Origin of the sequence: Erythrobacter epiphyticus, from assembly GCF_034653295.1 — a bacterium.
Classification (GTDB): domain Bacteria; phylum Pseudomonadota; class Alphaproteobacteria; order Sphingomonadales; family Sphingomonadaceae; genus Erythrobacter.
In genome coordinates this window covers 556,957-582,662 of record NZ_JAYEEU010000007.1, presented here as the reverse complement: position 1 = coordinate 582,662, position 25,706 = coordinate 556,957, and the positions used below count along the sequence as shown (strand labels likewise).

Annotated in this window: 26 protein-coding genes; 13 read left to right on the top strand and 13 right to left on the bottom strand. The window is 64.7% G+C overall.

The genetic code is table 11. The annotated features are described in order from the left end of the window. Positions 1-28 precede the first annotated feature (28 nt). Together rpmG and SOQ14_RS08365 are read left to right on the top strand one after the other, a co-directional pair. Complete coding sequence (gene rpmG / locus SOQ14_RS08370; RefSeq protein ID WP_322897612.1) at positions 29-196, top strand: 50S ribosomal protein L33; 168 nt, start codon at positions 29-31, stop codon at positions 194-196. An 85-nt stretch (positions 197-281) separates the two neighbouring features. After that, positions 282-950, top strand: coding sequence for a LolA family protein (locus SOQ14_RS08365; protein ID WP_322897611.1), 669 nt, complete (start codon positions 282-284; stop codon positions 948-950). Positions 951-1,302: 352 nt separating this feature from the next. On the opposite strand, the gene SOQ14_RS08360 is transcribed toward SOQ14_RS08365, so the two are convergent. Beyond that, entirely contained in the window at positions 1,303-2,739 is a 1,437-nt protein-coding gene (locus SOQ14_RS08360) for an alkaline phosphatase (RefSeq protein ID WP_322897610.1), read from the bottom strand. A 96-nt stretch (positions 2,740-2,835) separates the two neighbouring features. Here SOQ14_RS08360 and SOQ14_RS08355 point away from each other — a divergent pair, with 96 nt between their 5' ends. From SOQ14_RS08355 to SOQ14_RS08320, 8 genes are all read left to right on the top strand, one after another. After that, the gene (locus SOQ14_RS08355; protein WP_322897609.1) at positions 2,836-3,624 is read left to right on the top strand and encodes an exodeoxyribonuclease III; all 789 of its coding nucleotides are present in this window, start codon (positions 2,836-2,838) and stop codon (positions 3,622-3,624) included. Then, entirely contained in the window at positions 3,621-4,691 is a 1,071-nt protein-coding gene (gene ribA, locus SOQ14_RS08350; RefSeq protein ID WP_322897608.1) for a GTP cyclohydrolase II, read from the top strand. Before SOQ14_RS08355 ends, ribA begins: the two co-directional genes overlap by 4 nt. Positions 4,692-4,823: 132 nt before the next feature. Beyond that, positions 4,824-5,114 (top strand): hypothetical protein, encoded by a 291-nt coding sequence (locus SOQ14_RS08345; RefSeq protein WP_322897607.1) that lies wholly within the window; start codon positions 4,824-4,826, stop codon positions 5,112-5,114. 8 nt (positions 5,115-5,122) lie between these two features. Then, on the top strand, positions 5,123-5,383 hold the full coding sequence (locus tag SOQ14_RS08340) for a hypothetical protein (protein ID WP_322897605.1): 261 nt from the start codon (positions 5,123-5,125) through the stop codon (positions 5,381-5,383). A gap of 47 nt (positions 5,384-5,430) precedes the next feature. Continuing rightward, positions 5,431-6,633 (top strand): acyl-CoA dehydrogenase family protein, encoded by a 1,203-nt coding sequence (locus SOQ14_RS08335; RefSeq protein ID WP_322897604.1) that lies wholly within the window; start codon positions 5,431-5,433, stop codon positions 6,631-6,633. Further along, positions 6,626-7,867, top strand: coding sequence for a CoA transferase (locus SOQ14_RS08330; RefSeq protein WP_322897603.1), 1,242 nt, complete (start codon positions 6,626-6,628; stop codon positions 7,865-7,867). Before SOQ14_RS08335 ends, SOQ14_RS08330 begins: the two co-directional genes overlap by 8 nt. A gap of 84 nt (positions 7,868-7,951) precedes the next feature. Continuing rightward, on the top strand, positions 7,952-9,178 hold the full coding sequence (locus SOQ14_RS08325; RefSeq protein ID WP_322897602.1) for an acetyl-CoA C-acetyltransferase: 1,227 nt from the start codon (positions 7,952-7,954) through the stop codon (positions 9,176-9,178). Further along, on the top strand, positions 9,175-10,023 hold the full coding sequence (locus SOQ14_RS08320) for an HTD2 family dehydratase (protein WP_322897601.1): 849 nt from the start codon (positions 9,175-9,177) through the stop codon (positions 10,021-10,023). The genes SOQ14_RS08325 and SOQ14_RS08320 overlap by 4 nt, the downstream gene beginning before the upstream one ends. 97 nt (positions 10,024-10,120) lie before the next feature. Here SOQ14_RS08320 and ppk2 read toward each other — a convergent pair whose 3' ends face one another. Next, a complete protein-coding gene (gene ppk2 / locus SOQ14_RS08315; RefSeq protein ID WP_322897600.1) occupies positions 10,121-10,894 on the bottom strand; it encodes a polyphosphate kinase 2 in 774 nt (257 codons plus the stop codon). Between the two features lie 103 nt (positions 10,895-10,997). On the opposite strand from ppk2, the gene phhA reads away from it, so the two are divergent. Continuing rightward, entirely contained in the window at positions 10,998-11,888 is an 891-nt protein-coding gene (gene phhA / locus SOQ14_RS08310) for a phenylalanine 4-monooxygenase (RefSeq protein ID WP_416232750.1), read from the top strand. 7 nt (positions 11,889-11,895) lie between these two features. On the opposite strand, the gene SOQ14_RS08305 is transcribed toward phhA, so the two are convergent. From SOQ14_RS08305 to SOQ14_RS08290, 4 genes are all read right to left on the bottom strand, one after another. After that, a complete protein-coding gene (locus SOQ14_RS08305; protein WP_322897598.1) occupies positions 11,896-12,162 on the bottom strand; it encodes a hypothetical protein in 267 nt (88 codons plus the stop codon). Between the two features lie 83 nt (positions 12,163-12,245). After that, a complete protein-coding gene (locus tag SOQ14_RS08300) occupies positions 12,246-13,058 on the bottom strand; it encodes an undecaprenyl-diphosphate phosphatase (protein WP_322897597.1) in 813 nt (270 codons plus the stop codon). 81 nt (positions 13,059-13,139) lie between these two features. Further along, positions 13,140-15,329, bottom strand: coding sequence for a M13 family metallopeptidase (locus tag SOQ14_RS08295; RefSeq protein WP_322897596.1), 2,190 nt, complete (start codon positions 15,327-15,329; stop codon positions 13,140-13,142). A gap of 124 nt (positions 15,330-15,453) precedes the next feature. Further along, positions 15,454-17,304, bottom strand: a complete 1,851-nt coding sequence (locus SOQ14_RS08290) for an ABC transporter transmembrane domain-containing protein (protein WP_416232741.1) — start codon at positions 17,302-17,304, stop codon at positions 15,454-15,456. A 179-nt stretch (positions 17,305-17,483) separates the two neighbouring features. Between SOQ14_RS08290 and SOQ14_RS08285 the strand changes: the two genes are divergently transcribed. Next, positions 17,484-18,722: a polyhydroxyalkanoate depolymerase gene (locus SOQ14_RS08285; protein ID WP_322897595.1), complete on the top strand. Its 1,239-nt coding sequence runs from the start codon at positions 17,484-17,486 to the stop codon at positions 18,720-18,722. Between the two features lie 7 nt (positions 18,723-18,729). Here SOQ14_RS08285 and SOQ14_RS08280 read toward each other — a convergent pair whose 3' ends face one another. Further along, entirely contained in the window at positions 18,730-19,593 is an 864-nt protein-coding gene (locus tag SOQ14_RS08280) for a sterol desaturase family protein (RefSeq protein WP_322897594.1), read from the bottom strand. 219 nt (positions 19,594-19,812) lie between these two features. On the opposite strand from SOQ14_RS08280, the gene SOQ14_RS08275 reads away from it, so the two are divergent. Beyond that, positions 19,813-20,289 carry an OsmC family protein gene (locus SOQ14_RS08275; protein ID WP_322897593.1) on the top strand — a complete coding sequence of 159 codons (477 nt, stop codon included), beginning with the start codon at positions 19,813-19,815 and terminating at the stop codon, positions 20,287-20,289. Positions 20,290-20,344: 55 nt separating this feature from the next. On the opposite strand, the gene SOQ14_RS08270 is transcribed toward SOQ14_RS08275, so the two are convergent. The 6 genes from SOQ14_RS08270 to SOQ14_RS08245 all read right to left on the bottom strand — a co-directional run bounded on the left by SOQ14_RS08270 (position 20,345) and on the right by SOQ14_RS08245 (position 25,658). Continuing rightward, entirely contained in the window at positions 20,345-21,328 is a 984-nt protein-coding gene (locus SOQ14_RS08270; protein ID WP_322897591.1) for an alpha/beta hydrolase, read from the bottom strand. Positions 21,329-21,402: 74 nt separating this feature from the next. After that, the gene (locus SOQ14_RS08265; protein ID WP_322897590.1) at positions 21,403-22,113 is read right to left on the bottom strand and encodes a ribonuclease T2 family protein; all 711 of its coding nucleotides are present in this window, start codon (positions 22,111-22,113) and stop codon (positions 21,403-21,405) included. Further along, a complete protein-coding gene (locus SOQ14_RS08260) occupies positions 22,091-22,534 on the bottom strand; it encodes a hypothetical protein (RefSeq protein WP_322897589.1) in 444 nt (147 codons plus the stop codon). The genes SOQ14_RS08265 and SOQ14_RS08260 overlap by 23 nt, the downstream gene beginning before the upstream one ends. Continuing rightward, positions 22,531-23,403, bottom strand: coding sequence for a carboxylating nicotinate-nucleotide diphosphorylase (gene nadC / locus SOQ14_RS08255; RefSeq protein WP_322897588.1), 873 nt, complete (start codon positions 23,401-23,403; stop codon positions 22,531-22,533). Before nadC ends, SOQ14_RS08260 begins: the two co-directional genes overlap by 4 nt. Before the next feature lie 206 nt (positions 23,404-23,609). Continuing rightward, entirely contained in the window at positions 23,610-24,416 is an 807-nt protein-coding gene (locus tag SOQ14_RS08250) for a LytR/AlgR family response regulator transcription factor (protein WP_322897587.1), read from the bottom strand. Positions 24,417-24,422: 6 nt separating this feature from the next. Next, positions 24,423-25,658, bottom strand: coding sequence for a sensor histidine kinase (locus tag SOQ14_RS08245; protein ID WP_322897586.1), 1,236 nt, complete (start codon positions 25,656-25,658; stop codon positions 24,423-24,425). Positions 25,659-25,706 lie beyond the last annotated feature (48 nt).

Below are 25,706 nucleotides of genomic sequence, written 5' to 3'. Positions count from 1 at the left end.
GCCGCACCTATCTGATCAGGAACCCGCCATGGCGAAGCCCGCAACCGTGAAGATCCGCCTCGTCTCGAGCGAAGGCACCGGCTTTTTCTACGTGACGAAGAAGAACCCGCGCAACACCACCGAGAAGATGAGCTTCCGCAAGTATGATCCGGTGGCGAAGAAGCATGTCGAGTTCAAGGAAGCCAAGATCAAGTAAGATCGGCTTGCATTGTGCTCCGGGCGGAATGGCGCCGGAGCATAATTCATCGACAGTTCAATCCGCCGCATCTAAGCGGCGAGGCATGAACACAGGCATTTCCGTTCGTTCGATGCTGATGGGCCTTGGCGCTGGCGCCTTGGCCCTTTCTGCTGTGCCGCTGCCGCAACCGCTTGCCCCGGCGCCGCTCGCCGCGCAGTCCAGCGCCAGCGACCTTGATCGCGTGGTCGAAGCGCTGCGCGGCATTTCCACGATGCAGGCCAATTTCACCCAGACCGACCGGCAAGGCGGGGTCAGCACCGGGGTGATGACCTTGAAGCGGCCCGGCAAGATCCGCTTCGATTATGGCAAGCAGGCCGATTTCCTCGTCGTCTCGAACGGCAAATCGCTGTTCGTGGTCGATTATCAGGTCAATCAGGTCGAACGCTGGCCGATCACCAATTCACCGCTTGGTGCGTTGTTTGATCCCTCGCGCGATGTGAAACGCTTTGGCAAGCTGGTGCCGACCGGCAACCGCGATGTCATCAGCGTCGAGGTGCGCGATCCGGCCAAGCCCGAATTCGGGATCATCACCATGATCTTCGTGCGCAATGCTTCGGCCCCCGGCGGGCTGCAATTGAGCCACTGGGTGGCGCTTGATGCGCAGAACAACCGCACCACGGTGCGGCTGGCGAATCATCGCTACGGGGTGGCCGTGGCTGACAGCACCTTTACCTTCCGCGATCCGCGCCGCTCAACGCGTCGTCCGGGGTGAACGGTCTGTCGGGAAAGCTTGTACAAAAGCGACATCCCGAGGGCCGTGTTCATGATAATGAAAGGCAGGAGAGAATATCTCATGCTCATGAGGCGGCCGAAGGCGGGTTCCCCCCTGTTGCCCACCCTTCGCTGAAGGCGGCCTCACAACAAAGCGTGACGAACGCTGCTTTGGAACCCTCGACCCATCGCCCCCGGGTCGAGGGTTTTTTGTCTGCGTTGGTTTGTTTTGCCCTCATGCGCCGGGGGCGGGCCATCCGGCCCGCTTGGCTTTCCTCGCATAAGCTCGGGCGCGCAGTCGCGCTTGCGGTCGCTGCGCGACCGGATCGGCGCTTTATCGCGGCGCAGTGGGCCTAATCATCCCAGCCCAATGCCTTGCGGATGATCTGGTAGATCACGTTCTGCTCGATCACGCCGCGCACCTGCTCTGCCCCCGGCCCGGTGGCGAACAGGGCGACATCCTCCCCGCCATGAGTTTCGCTGGCAAGCGGCACCAGCGCTTGCTGGCGTGCCGCAAGGCCGGTCTGCGGCTCGGGGCGCCCATTGAGCTGGCCCACCGCGCCCGGCCCGTTGGCATAGCCCAGCGTCGTATAGGGCTTGCCATCGGCCGCCAGCAGCGGCGAGCTGCCATCACCACCGTCCTCGCCATTGCCCTTGGGCGGCACCACCAGCCCGAGGATATCATTCCCGCGCTTGGGATAGCCTGCCATGGTGAAAACGTGGCTGTGATCCGCCGTCACCATGATCAGCGTCTCGGCCGGATCGGTGTTATCGACGGCATATTGCACCGCGCGCGCCATCTCGACTGCTTCTTCCAGCGCATAGCCCGCGCGCCCATCATGGTGCGCATGGTCGATCCGTCCGCCTTCAACCATCAGGTAATAGCCGCCCGGATGCGCCTTGAGGCGGGCGATTGCTGCAGCTGTCATCTCGGTCAGGGTCGGTTCGGACGAATCCGGCTTGCGATCAGCCATGTAGGTCAGGTGCGAAGGCGCAAAGATGCCGAGCACCGGACGATCCTTGGGCGCTGCGGCAAGATCGGCACGGGTGCGCACCACCGTGCCGCCGGTGCGCTTTGCCCAATCGCCCGGCAGATCGGCAGCCGCCGCACCGCGCCGCCCGCCGTTGTCGCGCCCGAACATCACCGATGTGCCCCCGCCCAGCGCGAGATCGAAATCCGCCTCGGCGAGTTGCTGCGCAATATCCTTGCAGCCCTGGCCCTCCTGATCGGCAGGGATCTGGTTATCAGCCTCCCAATCGCGATCGGCGCTGCGCGCATAAACGGACGCGGGGGTGGCATGGGTCAGGCGCGTGGTGGTCACAATGCCGAGCGCCGCACCGCGCTGCTTCACTTCCTCGCCAAGCAAGGGGAGCGGATGAGCGAGCGCATCCGCGCACACGCCTTTTTCCGCATCCGGCCCGATCCCGATCACACCGATGCGGGTCTTGCTGCCCGAATGGATCGCAGTCGCCGTGCCCGCGCTGTCGGGCACCTGCGCATTGGTGTTGTAGGTCTTCACCAACGCGAGGTTGCCGAACTTCTCGAAGCTGAGCCGGTTTTCCTCGCCGCTTTCTCCGCGCTTCTGCCCATCATAGATGCGTGCGGCGGTAATGGTCGAAATGCCCATGCCATCGCCGATGAACAGGATCACATTCCTCGCCTTCGCCGGTGCAGGAACCGCAGCGCTGGCGCGCGCGACCGGGGCGCCCCCATCGGTGGTGGTGCAGGCAGCCAACGGGAACAGGCTGGCGGCCAGCATCAGGGCAAGCGGACGGGTGCGGATCATCATCACATCTCCAGATCTTTGCAGATGCGCTATCCCTTCCCCGTGCGACAATAAAGTGAAAGGTGGCGTTTTTGCGCAAGCATCCCTAAGTCGGCGCCCATGCTCACTGTTGCCACATGGAACATCAATTCGGTGCGCCTGCGCCTCCCGCTGGTCGCACAATTCCTCACCGAACACGCCCCCGATGTGCTGTGTCTGCAAGAGATCAAGTGCGAGACGCACCTGTTTCCGGGCGAGGCGCTGGCCGCGTTGGGCTATACCTACCAGGCCGTGAGCGGACAGAAGGGCTATCATGGCGTGGCCACGGTCAGCCGCGTGCCGATCCGCGAAGTGGCGCGCCGCGACTGGCAGGCGAATGGCGAAGCGCGCCACATATCGGTCGAAGTCGAAGGGCGCGATCTGGCCATTGATAATGTCTATGTGCCCGCAGGGGGCGATGTCCCCGATCGCGCGCTCAACCCGAAATTCGGACAGAAGCTCGATTTTCTCGAACGCATGACCCAATGGTCGGAAGCGCTTGATCGTCCGACGCTGCTGGTCGGCGATTTCAACATTGCCCTCCTCGAAAGCGATGTGTGGAGCCACAAGCAATTGCTCAAAGTGGTCAGCCATACGCCGATCGAGGTTGAGGCGCTTGGCCGCCTGCAAGCCGCCCACGGCTGGGCTGATCTCGGGCGCCAGTTCGTGCCGCATCCTGCGCGCTATTATTCGTGGTGGAGCTATCGCAATCCCGGCTGGCAGGAAAACGACAAGGGCCGCCGCCTCGATCACATGTGGGCGAGCCCGGCTGTCGCGGCGCAAGCCCGCGCGCACCGCGTGCTCGAAGACGCCCGCGCCTGGCAGCAGCCGTCCGATCACGTGCCGCTGATCACGGAGTTCGATCTGTGACCACTGCGCCGTCTCCCGCTCGCCGGGCGGCGCAAGCGGTCGACGCGCTGCGCCACGGCTGGCCGCTGGCTTTTGCTGATGGGCCCGTCCTGCTACCCGTCGAAACCGCTATCGCGCACGAGGCCAGCGCGCCGCAGATGCTGATTTCGGCTGCGCGGGCGGCCACACTCAAGTTGGCGAACCAGCGCGCCGCGGCGGTCCCGCATGCGCCGGTGCTGATTGCGGGCGGCGCGGCTTTCACGCTTGCCGAAGCCCTGCCGATTGCCGATCCCGCGCTTGATCTTGCCAATCCGTTCAAAGGCCCGTTCCGGGCCGAAGAACTGGCATGGTCAGAAACCGCGACAGCCGCGCTGGAACTGGCGCGGATTGCAGGGATCCTGCCCGCCTTTCTCGTCAATCCCGAAGCCGCGGGTGAAGCCCAGCCGCTCGCTGCGGGCGACCTTGCGGCCTATGCGGCCAGCGGCGCCTTGCAGATCGTCACCCGCGCGCGGCTGCCGGTTTCCGCAAGCGAGGAGGCCGAGATCGTTGCCTTCCGTTCTGCGGCAGACCTGCGCGAACATGTCGCGCTGATCATCGGCCAGCAGTCCGGGGATCGCCTGCCGCTGGTGCGATTGCATTCGGAATGCCTGACCGGCGACATTCTCGGCAGCCTCAAATGCGATTGCGGCCCGCAGCTGGATGCCGCGCTCCATGCGATGGCGCATGAGGCGCGCGATCAGGGCGGCTGGGGCGTGCTGCTTTATATGCGGCAAGAGGGGCGCGGCATCGGGCTGATCAACAAGCTGCGCGCCTATCGCTTGCAGGATCAAGGGTTCGATACGGTCGAGGCGAACCAGCGCCTTGGCCTGCCCGATGAAGCGCGCGATTTCCCGGTGGCCGCCCGGATGCTGGAACTGTTGGGGGCGAAAACCATTCGCTTGCTCACCAACAATCCGGCCAAGGTCACCGCGCTTGAGGCCGCGGGCGTGAACGTGGCCGAGCGGGTGCCCCACCAACTGCCCGAAAACCCGCATAATGCGCGCTATCTCGCGACCAAGCGCGACAAATCGGGGCATTTGCTGCGCTAATCGGCGCTCCGCTCGCGATGATGCGCCCGGCGGTGCAATTCTCTCTTGGCCTTGCCCCCTGCGCATGGCTAAACCGCTTGCCAGACGGGGGAGCCGGACAGGCTGCCTCCCACCACATGAGGAGAGCCTACCATGAAGAAACTTGCCACTTTTGCTGCCGCTGCCGGTTCGGCGCTGTTGCTTGCTGCTTGCGGCAGTGCGGATGACGCTTCGACCGAAGCGCGCGCCGACACCGTCGAAATGCCGGCCGATGAAGCGCTCGAACCGGTAACGGAAGAGCCGGTTGCCGATCCGACGGCCAATGCCGCCGAACCGGCTGAAACCACCACCCAGACGACCGAGCAGGCCGCTGAAGCGGCGGCCAATGTCGCGGCAGAAGCGGCAGCGGCCGCGTCGGCCGCGGAAGCCGTCCCGGCCGAATAAGCCGCACCGTGCTGGCTCTCGCCCGCACGCTGGCCCTTGCCGCGCTGCCGGTGCTGGCCTTGGTCGCATGCCATGCGGCCACGCCGGAACCGGCAGGCAAGGTCAGCGCGGGCGAGGCCAAGGCGCTGGAGGACGCGGCAGCGATGCTGGACGAGCGCCGCCTGCCGCCCGAAGCCCTTCCCTCGGATGCGCCATCGGACACGCCGCCCCAAGCGCCATCGCCAGTGCCCGCCGAAATGACAGGCGACGAGGCCGCTCAGCCCGATTAGGCGCGAGCAGGCCAGCCTGCCTTCCTGCCCAAGGATGATTGCTCACCATGAATGCCCCCACCAACCTCACCCCCGCGCATAATCCGGGTATGGACGAGGACACCTTCGAACAATTCGCCGAGCAGCTCGCGCGCTATGTCCGCGAGCGCCTAATCCCGGCCGAACCGCAGGTGATCGCCGAGGACCGCGTGCCGGATGACATCCTCAATGAGATGCGGGAGATGGGCTTGTTCGGTCTCTCGGTGCCCGAGGAATACGGCGGCGCGGGGCTCAACATGACGCAATATGCCCGCGTCGTGAACATCATGGCCTACGCCGCGCCCGCCTACCGCTCAATCTTCTCGATCAATGTCGGGATGTTCGCGAGCGCGCTCAAGAACGGTGCCACGGAAACTCAGAAGGCCGAGTGGTATCCGCAGATCGCCGCAGGCAAGATCGCCTGCTTCGGCCTCACCGAACCCGGTTCGGGCAGTGATAGCGCGGCGATGGCGACCACCGCCGTCCCCGATCCGGACGGCAATGGCTGGATCTTGAACGGCACCAAGCGCTATATCACCAACGCGCCCTATGCCGATGTGGCGCTGATCATGGCGCGCACCAACAAGGAAGCGCTGCCCAAGAACGCGCATGTATCCGCCTTTCTGGTGCCGATGGACAGCCCCGGCATCTCGCGCGGCTCGCCCGACAAGAAGATGGGGCAGTCGGGCTCACACATCTGCGACATCATGCTCGATGATGTGCGCGTGCCGGGTGACGCCCTCCTCGGCGGGGAGACCGGCAAGGGCTTCGTCTTCGCGATGAAGAGCCTCGACAATGGCCGCATCAGCGTCGGCGCGGCGGCGACCGGCTATGCCCGCCGCGCTTTGGACAGCGCGCTCCGCTACGCCAACGAGCGCAAGGCCTTCGGCGAGCCGATCGCCAATTTCCAGCTGATACAGCAGATGCTCGCCGACAGCGAGATCGAGATCTACGCCGCCGAAGCCATGATGAAGGACGTGACCGCCCGCGCCGACCGGGGCGAGAACATTCTCGTCAAGGCCGCCGCCTTCAAGGTCTTCGCCTCCGAGATGTGCGGCCGCGTGGTTGACCGCGTGGTGCAGATCTATGGCGGCGCGGGCTACCTTGCCGAATACGACGCCGAGCGCTTCTTCCGCGATGCGCGCATCTACCGCATCTACGAGGGCACGACGCAGATCCTGCAACTCCAGATCGCCAAGCACATGCTGCGCGAGTGGAGAGAGAATGTATAATCTTCTCAATGACCTTTCGATTGTAGAGGTTTCCAGCTTCGTCGCCTCGCCCACCGCAGGGCTCTACTGCGCGCAGCTGGGTGCGGAGGTGATCCGCGTTGATCACAAGGCCGGCGGGCTCGATTACAACCGCTATATGCTCACCCGCGAGGGGCGCTCGCTGAGCTGGGAGAACCTGAACCGCGCCAAGAAGTCGGTCGCGCTCGATCTGCAATCGGGCGAGGGTCGCGAACTGCTGGTGGAGCTGGCGGCCAAAGTCGGCCAGTGCATCACCAACCTGCCCGAGCAGTCCTTCCTCAGCCACGCCGCCATGCAGGCGAAGCGCGCGGACATGATCTCCCTGCGCGTCATGGGCTGGCACGACGGGCGGCAGGCGATGGACTTCACTGTCAACGCGGCCGCCGGCTACCCGCTGATGTGCGGGCCGGAGGAGTGGGACCCGGCAACCGCGCCGCCGGTCAATCAGGTGCTCCCCGCATGGGACTTCATCACGGGGGCCTATGGCGCCTTCGCCATGCTCGCAGCCCTGCGCCACCGCGACCGGACGGGCGAGGGCAGCGAGGTGCGCCTGCCGCTCGGCGACGTCGCGATCGGGACGATGGCGAATGCCGGATTGCTCGCCGAAGTGCTCTATCGCGGCGGCGACCGCGAGCGATTGGGCAATGCGATCTGGGGCGCGTTCGGGCGGGATTTCCGCAGCCGGGACGGGGTGCGCTTCATGGTCGCCGCGCTGACGCCCAAGCAGTGGAGCGGGCTGGTAAAGGCCTTCGGGGTCGAGGCAGGCATCGCCGCCCTCGAAGCGCAGCACGGCGTCCGCTTCGCCGATGGCGACACCCCGCGCTTCCAGCACCGCGCCGCGCTGTTCGATCTGTTCCAGCAGGCGGCGGACGGCATGGATTATGCCGCGCTGGCGCAGCGCATGGCGGCTGAGGGTTGCACTTTCGAACGCTACCGCACCGCCTATGAAGCGGCGAATGATCCGTTGCTGGTCGCGGGCAACCCGCTGTTCGGCCCCTCGCCCGCCAACCCCTCGGGCTTCGCCTACCCCGCCACCCGCAGCTTCGCCAACCTGCCGGGCCGTGAAGCAGGCGATCCCGCGCCCGCGCCCTATCTCGGGCAGCATTCCGAGGAAGTGCTGGCCGAGAAGCTCGGCCTCTCCTCGGGCGCGATCGGCAAGCTGGTCAATGCGGGGACGGTGGCTTTGAGCGACCAACACACCACCCGTTCGCCCTGAGCTTGTCGAAGGGCCGTCCTTCTTTGGGGCGTCGGGACAGAAGAAAAACAGTGCTTCGACAAGCTCAGCACGAACGGAGATTTTATGGCACGTAGAGCCGCTATCGTTTCGCCCCTGCGCACCCCGGTTGGCAAGTTTCTCGGGGGACTTTCCAGCCTGAACGCGGGCCAATTGGGCGCGGTGATCCTCAAGGCGCTGATGGAGCGATCCGGCATCGATCCGGCGCGGGTCGATGATGTCGTGTTCAGCCAGGGCTACGGCAATGGTGAGGCCCCGGCGATTGGCCACTGGAGCTGGCTCGCGGCGGGCCTTCCCATCGAAGTCCCCGGATTCCAGCTCGACCGCCGCTGCGGCTCGGGCGTGCAGGCAGTGGCGACGGCGGCGATGATGGTCGAGACCGGGATGGCCGATGTCGTGGTCGCGGGCGGGGTCGAATCCATGTCGAATGTCGAGCACTACACCCTCGCCGCGCGCGGAGGCGTGCGGATGGGCGACATGGTGCTGCATGACCGCCTCAGCCGCGGCCGGGTGATGAGCCAGCCGGTCGAGCGCTTCGGCGTCATCACCGGCATGATCGAGACCGCCGAAAACCTCGCCAAGGATTACGGCATCACCCGCGAAGAGGCCGACGCCTTCGCGGTCCGCTCGCACCAGAATGCGGCGCGGGCATGGGCGGAAGGCAAGTTTGCCGAGCAGCTCGTCCCGGTCACCATCCCGAGCCGCAAGGGCGACCCGGTGATCTTCGATCATGACGAGGGCTACCGCACCGATGCCAGCATGGAGACGCTCGGCAAGCTGGGCGCCATCGACGTGAAGCGTGACCCGCAAGCCATCGTCACCGCGGGCAATGCCAGCCAGCAGAACGACGCCGCCGCCGCATGCCTTGTGGTCGCGGAAGACAAGCTCGAGGAACTGGGCCTTACCCCGATGCTGTGGTTCGGCGGCTGGGCGGCGGCAGGCTGCGACCCCTCGCGCATGGGCATTGGCCCGGTGCCTGCGGTGGAACGCCTGTTCGAACGGCGCGGCTATTCGTGGGAGGATATCGGCCTCGTCGAACTCAACGAGGCCTTCGCCCCGCAGGTGCTCGCCGTGCTCAAGGGCTGGGGCTGGAGCGCGGACGATTCGCGCCGCGATATCCTCAACGTCAACGGCTCGGGCATCAGCCTCGGCCATCCCATCGGCGCGACCGGCGGGCGCATCCTTGCTGACATGGCGCACGAGATGCACCGGCGCGGGGTGCGCTACGGGCTCGAGACCATGTGCATCGGCGGCGGTCAGGGCATCGCCGCGGTGTTCGAGCGCGCCGCATGAGTTTCGACGCTTGGATCGGGCGCGAGCAACGCGCCAAGGACCGGCTGGGCGATGCGCTGGCCGCGCGCTGGCTCGCCACCTTCGATCGGCCGCGCCCGCGTCCCGCGATCATGCCGCAGGGCATCCACTTCGCGCTCTGCACCCCCGAAGCCCCGACCGCCGCGCTCGGCGAAGACGGCCACCCGGCGCGCGACGATTCGCCCGACAGCTTTCTGCCGCCCTTTCCCATGCCGCGCCGGATGTGGGCGTCCTCCAAGATCGCCTTTCACGCCCCCATTGCCATCGGAGCGGTGATCGAGCGCGTCAGCCGCGTTGCTTCGATCAGCGAGAAGGAAGGCTCCACCGGCCCGCTCGCCTTTGTTGATGTTGAACACACCACGAAGGCGAACGGCACCATCGCGGTGATCGAGACGCAGACGCTGGTTTACCGCGAACCCGCCGCGCCCGATGCGCCGCTCTCGCCCCCACCGCCGGGCGGGGGTGTGTTCGACCCCGCCGGATGGGACGCGCACCGCACCCTCACCCCCGATCCGCGGCTGCTGTTCCGCTATTCGGCGCTGACCTTCAACACCCACCGCATCCACTACGATGCGCCCTATGCCGAAGAGGTCGAGCGCTACCGTGGGCTGGTCGTGCATGGCCCGCTGACCGCGAGCCTGCTGCTGCAACTTGCGGCGCGCGAGCTTGGCGAGAACCGCCTGCGGACGTTCCAGTTTCGCGGCCTCTCCCCCGCCATCGCGGGCGAGCCGCTGCATCTGGTGATGAAGAAAAGCACCGATGGCTATGAACTTGCCGCCTTCGCCGCAGACGGGCGACAGGTGACGGCAGCGAGTGCGGGCCTTTAACTCCCCTCCCCGTGGGAAGGGGCTGGGGGTGGGGGTTCGGCCTCTGATCGGGCGTGGTACACCCACCCCCTGACCCCCTCCCTCAAGGGAGGGGGGACTAGCCCTCCCAGTTGGGGATCGGCTTGAGCACCTTGTACTTCTCCTTGGCGGGCTCTCGGCCCAGCTCGGGGAAGTCGATCGCCTCGGGCTCCTCGTGCGTATCGGGAATGCGCGAGAGCAGGTCGCGCACCAGCGTCAGCCGCCCGCGCCGCTGATCGTTGAAATCGACCAGCGTCCACGGCGCGTGATCGGTGTGGGTCGCCTTCAGCATGGCTTCCCGCGCCTTGGTGTAATCGTCATATTTCGCGCGCGCGGCGAGATCGATGGGAGAGAGTTTCCAGCGCTTCAGGGGGTCCTCCAGCCGCTCGCGCAAGCGTTCTTCCTGCTTGTCCTGATCGGCGGCGAGCCAGTATTTGAACAGCAGGATGCCGTCATCCACCAGCAGCTTTTCGAACAGCGGCACCGCCTTCAGGAAGGCCTCGACCTGCGCCGCATCGGCGTAACCCATGACCTTCTCGACGCCCGCGCGGTTGTACCATGAGCGGTCGAACAGCACGATCTCGCCGGCGGTCGGCAGGTGGGCGACATAGCGCTGGAAATACCACTGACCCATCTCCGCCTCGGTCGGCTTGCTCAGCGCCACCGTGCGGCACTGGCGCGGGTTGAGTTCCTGGCGCACTGCGCTGATCGCACCGCCCTTGCCCGCGGTGTCGCGGCCTTCGAACAGCACCACCACCCGCGCAGCCGTAGCCTTGACCCAGCGCGCCATGCTGACCAGTTCAAGCGTCAGCGGTTCGAGCGCTTCTTCATATTCCTTGCGCTTCATGCCCATGAGCATCCTTCCCCGTTTGTCATGCGCGGGCGACGGTAGTATCATCTGCAACCATATGGCCACGCTTGCAGACCCCACCCCCGATTTCGCCACCCTGCCAGAGATGGCAGCGGATGTCTTCACTGCCCCGCTGGCGCGCCCCGCGCACGTGGGCGAGGACTGGCTGGAGCCCGCGCAGACCGCCTACACCGCTGAGGATCACGCCGTCTGGGACGATCTCTTCGCCCGCCAGATGGAGGTGCTGCCGGGACGGGCGTGTTCGGCCTTTCTGGCGGGGCTGGAGAAGCTCGATCTCGGGCGGGGCGGTGTGCCCGACTTCGGCGTGCTGTCGGAAGAACTGGGCGCGCTCACCGGGTGGAGCGTGGTGCCGGTGCCGATGCTGATCCCCGATCACGTGTTCTTCTGGCACCTTGCCAACCGGCGCTTCCCGGCGGGGAACTTCATCCGCACGCGGGAGACCTTCGACTATATCGAGGAGCCGGACGTCTTCCACGATGTCTTCGGCCATGTGCCGATGCTGACCGATCCCACCTATGCCGATTACATGCAGGAATATGGCCGCGCCGGGTGGAAGGCGATGCGCTACAACCGGCTGAAGGCGCTGGGCGCGCTTTACTGGTACACGGTCGAGTTCGGGCTGATCGAGGAAGCGGGCGAGGTCCGGGCCTATGGCGCGGGCATCCTCTCGGGGCCGACCGAGGCGAAGTTCGCGGTCGAGGCCGAAAGCCCCAACCGCATCATGCTCAATGTCGATCGGGTGATGCGCACCGACTACGTCATCAGCGATCTGCAACCGACCTATTTCGTGATCGAGAGCTTTGCCGACCTCTACCGCCAGACGGTGGAGCGCGATTTCGACCGGCTATACCGCAGCCTGCCCGCCGGGTTCACCTATGCCAACTCGGCGGTGATCGATGTCGATAATGTGCTGCACCGGGGGACGCAGGAATATCACCTGCGCGGCGGGCGCGGCAGCGGGGCAGTGCCGGTCTAGGAAAGAATCAGGCTTCGGCCTTGATGCGGCGGCGCGTGAAGATCGCGTGATAGAGCACCAGCGTCACGCAGGTTGCGGCCAATGCGGCGCCGAGTGCGAGGAACGACAGGCTACCCAGCATCGTCCCGTCATTGAGCAACACGCCTGCCACCAGCGAGACCACCACGCCCGCGCCGATCTGACGGAAAATCTGCCCCGGCGCTTCGGTGCGCGCGAGGATCGAGGCCAGCCAGCCCAAAGTCACTCCCAGCACGATCAACACCAGAACCGCCATCTGTCGCTCAATTCCCTTTAAACCACTTGCCTTGCGCTGGTGCGAGAACCCGCGAGCCCGCCGCTGGTTCCGCGCCAGATGCCCTAGCGCAGCAGCAGCCAGGCAATCGCCGCGCTGCCGATGACAATCCGATACCATGCAAAGGGAGCAAAACCGAAGCGGCTGACATAGGTGACAAAGGCGCGGATCACGACCAGCGCGGTCAGGAACGCGGCGGCAAGGCCAATGGCGATCTCGCTCCAGCCGATCAGCCCGCCACCGGCGAGCAGCTTTTCCGGCTCGGAAAGGATCTTGACGGTCGCCGCGCCCAGCATGGTCGGAATCGCGAGGAAGAAGCTGAATTCCGCGGCGGTCTTGCGGCCGACGCCCATCGCCAGCGCACCGAGGATCGTCGCACCCGAACGGCTTGTGCCGGGGATCATGGCGAGGCATTGGACGAACCCGATCCCGACCACCTTGGCGAGCGGCACATCGGCGACACCCGTATCCGCGCCGGGCTTTACCGTCCGTTCAAGCCCGAGCATTGCGATGCCGCCGATCACCAGCGCCCAGCCCACCACGAGCGGGGTTTCGAGCATGGTATCGATCTGATCCTTCACCAGCAGGCCGATCACGGCCGCGGGCATGAAAGCGATCAGGAGGTTGCGCACAAACCGCACCGCCACCGGCTCCCAGCGCAGCAGGCCCATCGCCATGCCCCACAGGTAACGGAAGTAAGTCACGACCACTGCGAGGATCGCGCCAAGCTGGATCACGACATTAAACTGCGCCCATTGCGCGGCGTCATACCCGAACAGCTCGGTCGCAAGGATCAGGTGCCCGGTCGAGGAGACAGGGAGGAATTCGGTCAGCCCTTCGAGGATGCCGAGCAGGATCGCTGTGATGATTTCACCCATGGGCCTACCGCTTCAACGAGCCACACCGCCCTGTCAAACCCAAAAGGCCCGCCCGGTTGATCGGGCGGGCCTTGCAAGGGCTTACCAGATGCGCACGCGCTTTTCCGGCGGGATATAGAGCGCGTGACCGGGGGTGATGCCGAAGGCTTCGTACCAGGCGTCGAGATTGCGCACGACGCCGTTGACGCGATATTCCTCGGGGCTGTGGTTATCGGTGCGCAGCCGCGTGCGATAATTCGCCTCGCGCTGGGTCGAACGCCACACCTGTGCCCAGGCGAGGAAGAAGCGCTGATCGCCGGTCAGCCCGTCGATCACCGGCACGTCCTTGCCCTTGGTCGCGATCTTGTAGGCGCGGTAAGCAAGGCTCAGCCCGCCGACATCGCCGATATTCTCGCCCAGCGTCAGGCGGCCATTCACGCAGGTCTTGCCGTCATCAAGCGGGCAGAAGGCATTGTATTGCGCCACCAGCGCATCGCCGCGCGCATCAAAGGCCTTGCGGTCTTCATCGGTCCACCAGTTGCGCAGCATGCCCTTGGCATCGGACTTGGAGCCCTGATCGTCAAAGCCATGGCCGATTTCGTGGCCAATGACGCCGCCGATCCCGCCGTAGTTCACCGCGATATCCGCTGTCAGGCCGAAGAACGGCTGTTGCAGGATGCCCGCCGGGAAGACGATCTCGTTCTTGGTCGGGTTGTAATAGGCATTCACCGTCTGGGGCAGCATGAACCATTCGGTGCGATCGATCGGCTTGCCGAGCTTGGCGATGTTGTCGGCCATGCCCCACTTGGCCGCAGCCATACGGTTGGCAATCGGATCGCCCGGCGCAATTTCGAGGCCTTCATAGGTTTCGAGATTGTCGCGATACCCGATCTTGGGATCAAAGCTGGCGAGCTTGGCGCGGGCTTCGGCCTTGGTCGCCTCGCCCATCCAGTCGATCTCGTTGATCGATTCGGCGAGCGCGAGGCGCAGGTTGGCGACCAGTTCATCCATCGCCTGCTTGCTTTCCGGCGGGAAGTAGCGCGCGACATAAAGCGCGCCGAGCCGCTCGCCCAGCATGCCTTCGGTCGCGGCCACCGCACGCTTCCAGCGCGGACGCTGTTCGGGCGCGCCGCTCAGCACCTTGCCATAGAACGCGAAATTGGCCTCGTCGAAGCGCGCGGGCAGGACCGCGGCATTGCCGTTGAGGAACTGCTTGGTCATCCACGCCTGCAAGGTGGCGACCGGCACGTCCTGAAGCAGCTTGAGCATGCCGGGCAGGCCGCTGCCGATCTTGGCGCGGGTGGCGGCATCAAGGCCAAGCTCGGCGGCGCGCTCATCCGACGGCGGCATGGTGCTGACAACGAAGCCCGGGCTCTTGTCGAGACCGGTCTTGGCCAGCATCGCCACCAGCGGCGCGCTGCCCGGCAGGGCGGCGATATCATCGGCCGTGAGGAGGTTGTAGGTCAGATCGCGGTTGCGCTGCACGGTGCGATCCCACGCGATGGTGCGGGCGATGCGATCTTCGAGCGCATAGACCGCATCAGCCGCCGCGGTGGCATCGGCATAGCCTGCCTCCCCCAGCAGGAAGGCAATATAGGCCTTGTATTGCGACTGGATGGCGCGGCCCTTGTCGCTTTCATCGAGATAGTAATCGCGATCGGGCAGACCCATGCCGCCAAAGCTGAGATAGGCAATGTGGCGATCGGGCTGCTTGGCATCGACATTGACCCCGCCGCCGATCGGGCTGGCGAAACCGGGTTCGGCCCACAGCTCAACCATCGCCTCAAGCGTGGTCGCGCTGCGAATGCGATCGAGATAGGGCATTGCTGGCGCCATGCCCGCCTTCTCGATGGCGTCGGTATCGAGGAACGCCTTGTAGGCCTCGACAATCCGGCGCTCGTCATAGCTCAGCGTGGTGGCAGGCTTGGCAACGAGCTCATCGAGCAGCGCCTTGACGTCTGCCGTGCTCTTTTCGCTCAGCAGCGTGAAAGCGCCAAAACGGCTGAATTCGGCCGGGAGCGGATTGGCATCCAGCCACGGCTTGTTGACGTAAGCGAAGAAATCATCGCCCGGATGAACGGTGGTGGACAGCAGCTTGGGATCAACACCCCAGCTGCCAAAGCTCATGGTCGGCACTGGCACCGCGGCCGGCGTTGCGGCTTCCGCTTCGGCAAGGAGGGTGTGCACCCCGGCGTGATCGTGATCCTCATGTGCGGTGTCTTGTGCGAAAGCAGGCGTGGCCAGTGCCAAAGCGGCTAGGCTCACCCCGAAAAATGCGGTCGTGCGGATCATGGCAAAATCTCCCCGAGTCTTGGCTTCAATCAAATGAAGATGCAGCGGCATACACCAGCCTGTCGGCGGATCACCGCAGCTTGTCAGGTCAGGTCCGCGCTTGGTCGAAAAATCGCGCCCGCGATCAGGCTGCCGCCTCGGCCGCAAACTGCAACCGGGCAAGCCGCGCATAAAGCCCGCCGGCCTTGGACAGGCTATCATGCGTGCCCTGCTCGACAATCCGGCCTTCATCCATCACGATGATGCGATCCGCCGCGCGGATCGTGGCCAGCCGGTGCGCGATCACCAAGGTGGTGCGTCCCGCCATCAGCCCTTCGAGCGCTTGCTGAACCAATTGCTCGCTTTCGGCATCAAGCGCGCTGGTCGCCTCGTCGAGCAACAGGATCGGTGCATCGCGCAGCAAGGCGCGGGCAATCGCGACGCGCTGCTGCTGGCCGCCCGAAAGCTGGGTTCCGCCTTCGCCAAGATAGGTGTCGAGGCCATTGGGGAGGCGCTTGAGGAAGCTTTCGGCATTGGCCGCGCGCGCGGCCTGCCAGATGTCCTCATCGGAGGCGTTCCAATTGCCGTAGCGCAAATTGTCGCGCGCATTGGCGCTGAACAGCACGCCATCCTGCGGCACCAGCGCGATCCGCGCGCGCACATCGGCGGGATCAGCCATGGTGAGCGGCACGCCATCAAGCCGGATCGTGCCGATCTGCGGATCATAGAATCGCTCGACCAGTTGGAAAATCGTCGACTTGCCCGCACCCGAAGGCCCGACAATCGCAATCGTCTCGCCCGGTTCGATCTCGAGCGTGAAATCCCTGAGCGCCGGGGTATCGGGCCGCGCCGGATAGCGGAAGGTGACATTGCGAAACGACAGGCTGCCGCGCGGCGGGCTGGGCAAGGCCTCGGGCCGCGCCGGAGGGGCGATGGCAGGCTGGGCTTCGAGCAGTTCGGCAAGGCGGCTGGCCGCGCCCGCACCGCGCAAGAGATCGCCATAGACCTCGGTCAGCGCGCCGAAGGCACCGGCGACCAACCCGCCGGTGATCACGAAAGCCGCGATGGTGCCGCCGCTGATAGCGCCTTCGGCCACCGCCAGCGCGCCGCGCCACATCACCATTGTCACCCCGCCGAACACCAGCAGGATGACAATCGAGGTCATCACCGCGCGCAGCAGGATGCGCTTGCGTGCGGTCTCGAAGGTGCGCTCGACCACGGCGGCAAAGCGTTCACCCTCGCGCTGCTCCTGTCCGAAGCTCTGCACGATCTTCATCGCCGACAGCACTTCGGTGACATAGGCGCCGACATCGGCAATCCGGTCCTGGCTTGAGCGCGAGACAGCGCGGATCTTGCGCCCGAAAAACACGATCGGTGCGATCACCAGCGGAATGCCGATCAGCAGCCCCATGGTCAGGCCGGGGGCCAGGTAGATCAGGAACAGCGTGCCGCCGATGCCGGTCAGCGTGTTGCGCAGGGCGACGGAAATCGTCGTCCCCACCACGGTTTCGATGATCGCGGTGTCGCTGGTCATCCGGCTGGAGATTTCCTTGGGGCTGTTTTCCTCGTAGAAGCCGGGCGAGAGGCGCAGCAGATTGCGCTGCACCTTGAGACGGATATCGGCCACCACCCGTTCGCCAAGCCAGCTCACGAAATAGAACCGCATCGCCGTGCCGAGCCCGAGGATGACCACGATCATCATCAGATACTGGAAGGCGTGACCGATCGCCTCGGTGCTCGCGGTGCCGCCGAACGCTTCATCGATGATCACCTTGAACCGCCACGGGATCGCCAAGGTTGCGGCCGCGGTGATGACCAGCGCGAGCAAGGCGAGGGCGATTTCGCGCGGATATTGCGCGGCGGTGCCGAACACCATGCGCAAGGGCGCGAGCGAGCGCGAACGCGGGGTGGCCGCTGCGGGCTCTCCCGTTTTGACCATCTCGGGGGCCGTCACATTGCTGCTGACCGCGCTGGTTTCGCTGATTTCGCCGCTCATCCTGCGTCATCTAGGCGCTGGCTGCCGGAATTTCACGCGCAAAAAGCGCAAATCCCCACAGGCCATGCCGGCGCCTGCGCAAATTGTGCGTTGCACAATCGGCCAAACAGGCCCATTTGCTGGTGCCAAGCGCTCCACCGAGAAGCGCAAGTGTTCGTCACGCCAGCAAGGGGCCGCACATGCTCTACCACGCCTATGAACTCCAGCGCACCTGGATGTCGAGCGCCAGTGCCTTTGCTGCGATGGGTGCCAATGTGCTGGCCGGGCCTGCCAAATCGCTCGATTACTTCGGCATGGGCCCGATGATGGCGAGCGCCCTCGATGTCTTCGCCCACGCCACCGCGCATTATGGCAAGCCGGAATTCGGCATCACCCATGTCGAAATCGACGGCGCCTCGCATCCGGTGGTGCAGTCCACGGTGCTCAAGCGTCCGTTCGGCGATCTGCTTCGCTTTCGCGTCGATGGTGTGTCACATGATCGCCCGAAGCTGCTGATCGTCGCCCCGATGAGCGGGCATTATGCCACGCTGCTGCGCGGAACGGTTGAGCGGATGCTCGAATCCTGCGAGGTTTACATCACCGATTGGGCTGATGCCCGTGATGTGCCGCTATCGGCGGGCAAGTTCGATCTTGACGATTACATCGACTACCTGATCGACTTTGCCGAATTCATCACTGAGGCCAATGGCGGCCACCGCATCCACATGATGGCGGTGTGCCAGCCGAGCGTGCCGGCCTTTGCCGCAACGGCCTTGCTCAATCTGCATAAGTCACCCGCCGCTCCGCTCACCCTGACCATGATGGGCGGGCCGATCGACACCCGCGAATGTCCCACGGTCGTCAACAACATGGCGATGCAGCGCCCGATCGCATGGTTCCGCCAGAGCGTGATCGCCACCGTGCCGCTCAAATACCGGGGTTCGGGCCGCCGGGTCTATCCCGGTTTCATGCAGCTTTCGGCCTTCATGAGCATGAACCTGTCGAGCCACATGATGAGCCATTACGAGATGTTCAAGCATCTCACCGTCGGCGACGAAGCCAGCGCGCAGGCGACCAAGGATTTCTACGACGAATATCGCAGCGTCTGCGACATGACCGCCGAATTCTACCTCCAGACGGTGGAAGAGGTGTTCCAGAAGCACTCGATCCCCAAGGGTGAGTTCCGCCACAAGGGCGAGCTGGTTGATATCACGCAGATCACCGATACCGCGCTGCTCGCGATCGAAGGCGAGCGCGATGATATTTCAGGCCTCGGCCAGACCCGTGCCGCGCTCAAGCTGACCCCGAACCTGCCCGAAGCGAAGAAGCGCTACTACATGGCCGAAGCCGCGGGCCATTACGGCATCTTCAACGGCAGTCGCTGGCGCACCAAGGTTGCGCCGGTGGTCGAAGAATGGATCGCCGCGCACCCCGGTTAAGGGGCGGCTAGCCACCAGCCAGCTTGCGCTTTTCCAGCCACGGCAGGAACGGGAACAGCCACTGCTCCCGGATCGAGAGGCGCTTGCGTTCGTCCTGCCCGACAACCGCCGATTCCCCTTCGCGATAGGTGCCGAACACGCGGTCCCACAGGATCACCGAATTGCCATAATTGCAGCGGGTGTCTTCATAGCTGAGCGCGGTGTGGTGCAGGCTGTGATTGCGGATCGTGGTGAAGAGGAAGCCATACCAGATCGGCGGATCAGCCCGGACATTGGCATGGGCATAGGTGGCGATCACGCCCGCGCCGGTGATTGCGGCGAACAGCGCGTTCAGATCAACATCAAGCAGCGCAATCACGCCGAGGCTGATCAGGAACAGCTCGATCGGATTGCCGATAAAGCCCTTCATCGCGTTGAGCTGGGTGACATGATGATGCGGCGCATGGGTCAACCACAGCGGATGCCAATTGTGCATCGCGCGGTGCATCCAGTACTGGCCGAATTCGAACAGCAGCATCACCGCCAGCACCTGCACAAGGAAGGGCATATCGGCGAGCCACGGCGTGGCGATGCCAAGCTCCTGCTTGAGTTCGCGCAGCGGCGAATTGATCAGGGTATCGCTGAGAAACCCGATCACGCCGTAGCCGAAGGCAACATAGAAGATATCCGTCGCCAGCTCGCGGCGATTGATGCGCCAGCCTTCGTGCCGTTCGAACACCAGTTCCATCACTTGCACGAAAGCGATCACGACAAGGCCGACCACGACGATCGTCCACGGCGCTTCGACCCAGGCTTGCGGGGCAAAGGCCCAGAAAGCGAACACCGCCGCAAGTGTCGCGGGCGGCAACAGATTGACAAGCCCCTGTTTCATCGCACGTCCCTTGCCAGATGGTGGGCTGACACCCCTAGGTAGGCGATCCGGAGGAAGAAATACGCCATTTTGCGCATCCCGTCGAGTGAGCGGGAGATGAGGCAGGAAGCTGGATGGCCGAAAGCGACGGCGCGCATGCGCAGCAACCGAGTTCCCTTTCAAGGGGATGGTGCTATCGGATCGGAAATTGCAAGCCAGCCGTGGGAAGGATGAGGCGGGATGGCACGGGAACACGCATACACCTGCCGGATCGACTGGACCGGCAATCGCGGCGAGGGGACGCGGACCTATCGGGGCTATGATCGCACGTGGGATGTGGTGACGCCCGGCAAGCCGGTTATCCATTGTTCGAATGATCCGCTCCTCGGCGGCGATCCGGCCCTGCCCAATCCGGAAGACCTGCTGCTGGCATCGCTCTCGAGCTGCCACATGCTGTGGTATCTCCACCTCGCCAGCAACGCCGGGATTGTCGTCCACCGCTACACCGATGATCCGCTTGGCATGGGTGAGGTGCACGCTGATGGTTCGGGGCAATTCCTGCGCGCGACCTTGCGGCCGATGATCGTGGTCGCGGACGGCACTGACCTTGGCCGAGCCGAAGCGATCCATCACGATGTCCATCGCTATTGCTTCATTGCACGGTCGGTGAACTTCCCGATCACCTATGAACCAAGGTTTGAAATCCTGACCGGCTGATCCCGCCACAAGGCTGCGCCCTACGCGAGCGCGCCTTGCCGCACACCACGCGCGCTCAGGGCGCTTCGTCCAATTGACGCAGCCATTCCACCGATCTTTCCAGCGCCAGCCGCCCCGCTGCCGTGGCCAGATCAAACTGGTATTCATGCCCCAGCGCTGGCTGATGATCGGGCGGGAAGAACAGCGTCTCGACCGGCACCCCGGCGGCGGCCAGATTGCGGGCGAGCGCCACGGATTGCGGGCCGAGGGGATCGGCATTCCCCGCGCTGATAAAGGCAGGCGGAAAGGCTTTGGTCAGGTGCGGAGCGAGCGACATGGTGAGGAACTGGCGGTCATTGCGCCAGTCGCGCTTGCCGCTATAGGCCCAGCCCGCCGCGCCGACGAACCAGCCCAGCAGCCCCCCGTCCCGGCCCATATCGGCGATATCATAGACCCCGCAATGCAGCAGCGCCCCGGCAATGCGGTAGGCGCCCGGCTCGGGCGTCACACCCACCACCCGCGCATAGGCGGGATGGTTAACGACCGCCGCGGTCTGCGCGGCGATCTGCGCGCCCGCGCTATCGCCTGCGAGCACAAAGCGCTTGCTCGGCAGTCCGAGACTTGCACCTTCGCGGTCGAGGAAGGCCAACGCGCGCAGGGTCTGGCGGATCGGGCCGGGATAAGTCGCCTCGGGCGCGATCGTGTAATCGATGTTGACGACAGCAAAGCCCTTGCCGGCGAGGATCTTGGCGTAATTCGTGATGTCCCCGCGCCGGCCCGAAACAAATCCGCCGCCGTGGATCCACACCACCACCGGCGCGCCGGCGACCAGATTGGCAGGCCGGTGAATATCAAGCATCGCCTGCGGATCAGCCGGATCATAGCGATGGCGCGTGGTCGTGATGGAGTCCGAAACAAGGTTCGCAAGCTTGGCCGAAGCCTCGGCAGCCCCGCGATCAAAGACCGCGCGGATGATCCAAACACTCGGCCATGGACTGACGAAAAATGCCGCAACAACAAGCGCGATCAGAACCGCAAATCCGCCGATCCCTCGCTTCATAGGACCCCCGCTGAAGACCTGTTCACCCGTGCCATCTACACCAGTTCCGGTGCGAAGTCCTGCGATCTGCGTGGCTACATCCCACGCCAGATCTTCGCGGGCGTGCCATCCTTCGCGCCCCAGCGCCCCGCGGGGCAGCGGATCGGGCGAAACCGCGCCGAATAGCACAGGCGGATTTCCTCGAGCCAACCGCGCGCGTTGAGCTTGACCCCGATCGCGCTCACCGGCCAGCCGGGGTTTTCCGCGGCAAAGGCGCGGCGGATGTCACCGGCAGTAAGCGCCTCCTCGCGGCTAAGCCGGTCGTAATCGGGAATTTGCAGCGATTGCCACAAGATCCGGGTGACGCCGAGATAGGTCGCAGGCCGCTTGGTCATGCAGGCTCCGTGCTTCGCCCATTGCCGGGCAACCAGCCGGTCCGAGGGCATGATGCACAGCGCGCCGCGCACATCGGCAGGGGTGAGCTTTGCCTCGGATGGGCACCACTGCGGCCAGCCCTGCCCGCTTTCCGGCCACAACCCATGCACCACCAGCCCGAAGCTGCCCTGCGCGCCCGAACACTGGAACGCATGGGCGCGCGCGTCTTGGCGCGGTTTGCAGAATTCCGGGCTCCACGACAGCGCCAGCGTGTAGCCGCTTACAGGCAGGACCCGGCGCGGGCCATCGGGGGTGATCGCAGGGACGCGGGCCACCTGCGGCGCGCGGCATTGATAGGCCTGGGCATGGGCTGCGGCGGACAGCGCCAGCGCGGCCAGAGCCAGCAGGCTATTCGAACACCGCAGGATCAATCTCCTTGGGCCGAGCAAACCATTGCTGGCTCGCAGGCAGGAACAGCATCACGACGCCGAGCACCGCAAAGGCGAAGCTGATCAGTCGTTCTGCCTCGCCATTGCCTTCAAACAGCACCGCTGCGCTCGCCAGCGCGCCGGGAGCCTTTAGCAGCGTCATCGCGCTCACCAGCCAACGCGCAAAGGGCGCCGCCAGCAGCCACACCATCGCCAGCGGGATCAGGGCAATCGTGAGCCAGCTCGATAGCCAGATGATCACGCGGTCGCGGTCCCACGGAAAATAGGGATATTCCACTTGCAAGCGGGTTTCCGTCAGCGCGAGATCGCTGATCCCGTCGAGAAACGGCACCAAGGCCGCCGTAAAGAACGCAGCAGCAAAAATGTTGATCGCGGTGGGGCGAGGCTGCGACAGCGGGATCATAGGGGCTTGAAGTCTAGCCCGATATCCGCGGCAGGCGCGCTTTGCGTCAGGCGTCCGACCGAAATGTAATCAACCCCGCTCGCAGCCTTGGCCGCGATGGTCTGGAGGTTCACCCCGCCGCTCGCTTCAGTCGGCACTCGGCCCGCCACCATCCGCACGGCTTCGGCCAGCATGTCCGGCGCCATATTGTCGAGCAGCAGGTGATGCGCCCCGGCGGCGAGCGCCGGTTCGATCTGGGCGAGTTCATCGACTTCGCAGATGATGCGATCCACACCCGCCGCGCGCGCGCGCCGCACCGCTTCCTCGACAGAACCGGCAACAGCAACGTGATTATCCTTGATCATCGCCGCATCCCACAGTCCCATGCGGTGGTTCTGCGCCCCGCCCTGCCGCGTTGCGTATTTCTCCAGGGCGCGCAGGCCGGGGATGGTCTTGCGGGTATCGAGCAGCGTGCAGGCAGGGTTGCCGCCCGGCCCGCGCATCGCGGTGACATAGGCGTGGGTCAGGGTGGCGATGCCCGAGAGATGCTGCACCGTGTTGAGCGCGCTGCGCTCCGCCGTCAGCAGCGCGCGGGCGCGGCCTTCGATCCGCATGAGATCGGTGCCCGGCGCGACCTGATCGCCATCATGCACCAAGCTTTCGATGGTGCAATCCGGATCAAGCTCGCGGAAGAAGGCCTCGGCGAGCGGCAGTCCCGCGACGACAATCGCATCGCGGCTGTCCATCACGCCCGAAAAGCGCGCATCGGCGGGGATCACGCTTTCGGATGTAACGTCCCGCCCGCCGCCGGGCAGCCCCTCGCCAAGATCTTCGGCGAGGGTTGCGCGAACGAACCGGGCGAGGTCGAAGCCGGGGAGGGTGAAGGTCAAAAGATAAACTCCGTTCGCCCTGAGCCTGTCGAAGGGCTGTCCTTGTCTTTGGTAGAAGGAAAAACAGTGCTTCGACAAGCTCAGCACGAACGGTGTTTGTTCACACTCGGAGCCGCAGGCTCCGCAAGGGCGACCGCCCGCCCGCAGCGGGCGCAGCTTGCTGCGCGTCTAGCGAGGACGAGCCCGCGGAGGCGGGCTCGCACACATCAATGCACAAAGCGGGCGACCACGTCGCGGTAGCTGCGCGACACCTTTACCTCGGCACCGCTTTCCAGCACCAGGAAGCATTCGCCATTGGTATGCGGGCGCACCTGCCGCACCAGATCGAGGTTCACGATTGTCGAACGGTGGACGCGCTGGAACTTGCGCGGATCAAGCCGGCGTTCGAGATCCTTCATCGTCTCGCGCAGCACCAGCGAATTGTCGCCGGTCGAAATGATCATGTAATCACCCGCCGCCTCGATATGTTCGATGGTATCGACCTCGACCCGGAAGATCTGCCCGCGATCCTTCACATTGATCAGCTTTTCAAAGCGGTCAGCGGTATCCACCGCCGTCGACGCCGTTTCGGCGAGATCGGCGGCGATATCCGGGGCCACTTCGGCGAGCACATCGCGCAATTGTTCGGCATCCTCGGCGGATTTCTTCTCGGCGAGGCGCTGGCGCACGCGCTCGATGGTGTCGGCAAGCTTCTGTTCGTCAACCGGCTTCATCAGATAATTGACGGCATTGGCCTCGAAGGCGCGGATCGCGTGTTCTTCATAGGCGGTGACAAAGACGAATAGCGGCGGTTCGATATCCATCACGCCCTTGACCACCGAAAAGCCATCGAAACCGGGCATCTGGATATCAAGGAAAACCAGATCGGGCTTTTCCGTCTTGATCTTGCGGATCGCCTCGCGCCCGTTGGCGCAGGTGTCGATGATCTCGACATCTTCGAAGGGCTGGAGACGCAATTGCAAACCCTGAATGGCGAGCTTCTCGTCATCGACGAGGATCGTGCGTATCGTCATAGGTCTTTAGGATCCCGTGGAGCGCTGGGGATTGAGGGGGATGACCCGCCCGGGCTCAGCGCCGGAAGCCTGGGACGGGGTGGCCGCTGATGCGGGGGGTGCGGCGGCCTCGGGCGGTTTGGCCCGGACATAGGGAATTTCGATGAGAACCGTGAACCCGCCGCCCGGCTCGGAGCGGGTTTCGAAAAGCTGGGCATCGCCATAGGCCTGGATCAGGCGATTGCGGATATTGGCAAGCCCGACCCCGGTGGACACGGGCTGGCCCGGCTCGCTCACGGCGCGCAGGCGGCCGGGATCGAGCTGATCAAGCCTGAGCGGCTCTTCCGTCCCCGGCCCGGTATCCTCGATGGTGATGCGCAGACGCTCGCCCAGCACCCGCGCGCTCACCGAAATGCGCGCGCCTTCTTCCTGCGGGGTGACGGCATATTTGATCGCGTTCTCGACCAGCGGTTGCAACAGCATCGAGGGCAGCTGGGCCCCCAGCGCGGCATCGTCGATCTCGAAATGAGTGCGCAAACGCTCTTCAAAGCGCATCCGTTCAATATCGAGATAGAGCTGCAAGGTCTCGATCTCCTGCGCGAGGGTGACAAGGCTCCCCGGCTCGGTGATCAGCGTGTGGCGCAGAAACCCCGAAAGCCGTGTCAGCATGGCATTGGCGGGTTCGGTCTGCTTGAGCAGCACCAGCGTCGAAATCGAATTGAGCGTGTTGAACAGGAAATGCGGGTTGAGCTGATAGCGCAGCATCGCCAGCTGGGCCGCGGTAGTCTGGGCTTCGAGCCGCTCCAACCGGTCAGCCTGTTCCTCAACCGTCAGGAAGAAATTGATCGCGTAGTAGAGTGCGCTCCACCCGCCGAGCAACGTAAGCGGGAACAGGATCAGCGCGATAAAGCGCTGGGCAAAGGTGATTTCGGCGGTGTTGGGGTAATAGATACCCTGTACCCAGGCATCGATCGAAGCGTGGCAGATCACCGCCAGCATCAGCGCCAAGGTTGTCACGCCCCAGGTGATCAGAGGGCGGCGGTGGATCAATTGGCGATAGACCACCGAAAGAATGCAGCTGATCGAAAAGCCGGTGATCGTGGTCAGCAGGATCAGCACCAGCACGCTCGGCGGCTGACCGCTCACGATCTGCGAAGCGCCGCGCAGCACGAAAGCGCCCCCCCAGCCCGCCAGCTGAAGGTTCCAGAACGCCCTGTTCTTGCTCGCAAAGAACGGCGCGGGCTGGATTGCAAGCACTGCCATAGGGAACGAGCCTAGCTGATTTTGCGAGGGCCTGCACCGCCTTTCGCG

Coding starts and splice junctions, on each gene's coding strand:
- rpmG (WP_322897612.1), top strand. CDS start 29: ATGGCGAAGCCCGCAACCGTGAAGATCCGCCTCGTCTCGAGCGAAGGC.
- SOQ14_RS08365 (WP_322897611.1), top strand. CDS start 282: ATGAACACAGGCATTTCCGTTCGTTCGATGCTGATGGGCCTTGGCGCT.
- SOQ14_RS08360 (WP_322897610.1), bottom strand. CDS start 2,739: ATGATGATCCGCACCCGTCCGCTTGCCCTGATGCTGGCCGCCAGCCTG.
- SOQ14_RS08355 (WP_322897609.1), top strand. CDS start 2,836: ATGCTCACTGTTGCCACATGGAACATCAATTCGGTGCGCCTGCGCCTC.
- SOQ14_RS08345 (WP_322897607.1), top strand. CDS start 4,824: ATGAAGAAACTTGCCACTTTTGCTGCCGCTGCCGGTTCGGCGCTGTTG.
- SOQ14_RS08335 (WP_322897604.1), top strand. CDS start 5,431: ATGAATGCCCCCACCAACCTCACCCCCGCGCATAATCCGGGTATGGAC.
- SOQ14_RS08330 (WP_322897603.1), top strand. CDS start 6,626: ATGTATAATCTTCTCAATGACCTTTCGATTGTAGAGGTTTCCAGCTTC.
- SOQ14_RS08325 (WP_322897602.1), top strand. CDS start 7,952: ATGGCACGTAGAGCCGCTATCGTTTCGCCCCTGCGCACCCCGGTTGGC.
- SOQ14_RS08320 (WP_322897601.1), top strand. CDS start 9,175: ATGAGTTTCGACGCTTGGATCGGGCGCGAGCAACGCGCCAAGGACCGG.
- ppk2 (WP_322897600.1), bottom strand. CDS start 10,894: ATGGGCATGAAGCGCAAGGAATATGAAGAAGCGCTCGAACCGCTGACG.
- phhA (WP_416232750.1), top strand. CDS start 10,998: ATGGCAGCGGATGTCTTCACTGCCCCGCTGGCGCGCCCCGCGCACGTG.
- SOQ14_RS08305 (WP_322897598.1), bottom strand. CDS start 12,162: ATGGCGGTTCTGGTGTTGATCGTGCTGGGAGTGACTTTGGGCTGGCTG.
- SOQ14_RS08300 (WP_322897597.1), bottom strand. CDS start 13,058: ATGGGTGAAATCATCACAGCGATCCTGCTCGGCATCCTCGAAGGGCTG.
- SOQ14_RS08295 (WP_322897596.1), bottom strand. CDS start 15,329: ATGATCCGCACGACCGCATTTTTCGGGGTGAGCCTAGCCGCTTTGGCA.
- SOQ14_RS08290 (WP_416232741.1), bottom strand. CDS start 17,304: ATGAGCGGCGAAATCAGCGAAACCAGCGCGGTCAGCAGCAATGTGACG.
- SOQ14_RS08285 (WP_322897595.1), top strand. CDS start 17,484: ATGCTCTACCACGCCTATGAACTCCAGCGCACCTGGATGTCGAGCGCC.
- SOQ14_RS08280 (WP_322897594.1), bottom strand. CDS start 19,593: ATGAAACAGGGGCTTGTCAATCTGTTGCCGCCCGCGACACTTGCGGCG.
- SOQ14_RS08275 (WP_322897593.1), top strand. CDS start 19,813: ATGGCACGGGAACACGCATACACCTGCCGGATCGACTGGACCGGCAAT.
- SOQ14_RS08270 (WP_322897591.1), bottom strand. CDS start 21,328: ATGAAGCGAGGGATCGGCGGATTTGCGGTTCTGATCGCGCTTGTTGTT.
- SOQ14_RS08260 (WP_322897589.1), bottom strand. CDS start 22,534: ATGATCCCGCTGTCGCAGCCTCGCCCCACCGCGATCAACATTTTTGCT.
- SOQ14_RS08250 (WP_322897587.1), bottom strand. CDS start 24,416: ATGACGATACGCACGATCCTCGTCGATGACGAGAAGCTCGCCATTCAG.
- SOQ14_RS08245 (WP_322897586.1), bottom strand. CDS start 25,658: ATGGCAGTGCTTGCAATCCAGCCCGCGCCGTTCTTTGCGAGCAAGAAC.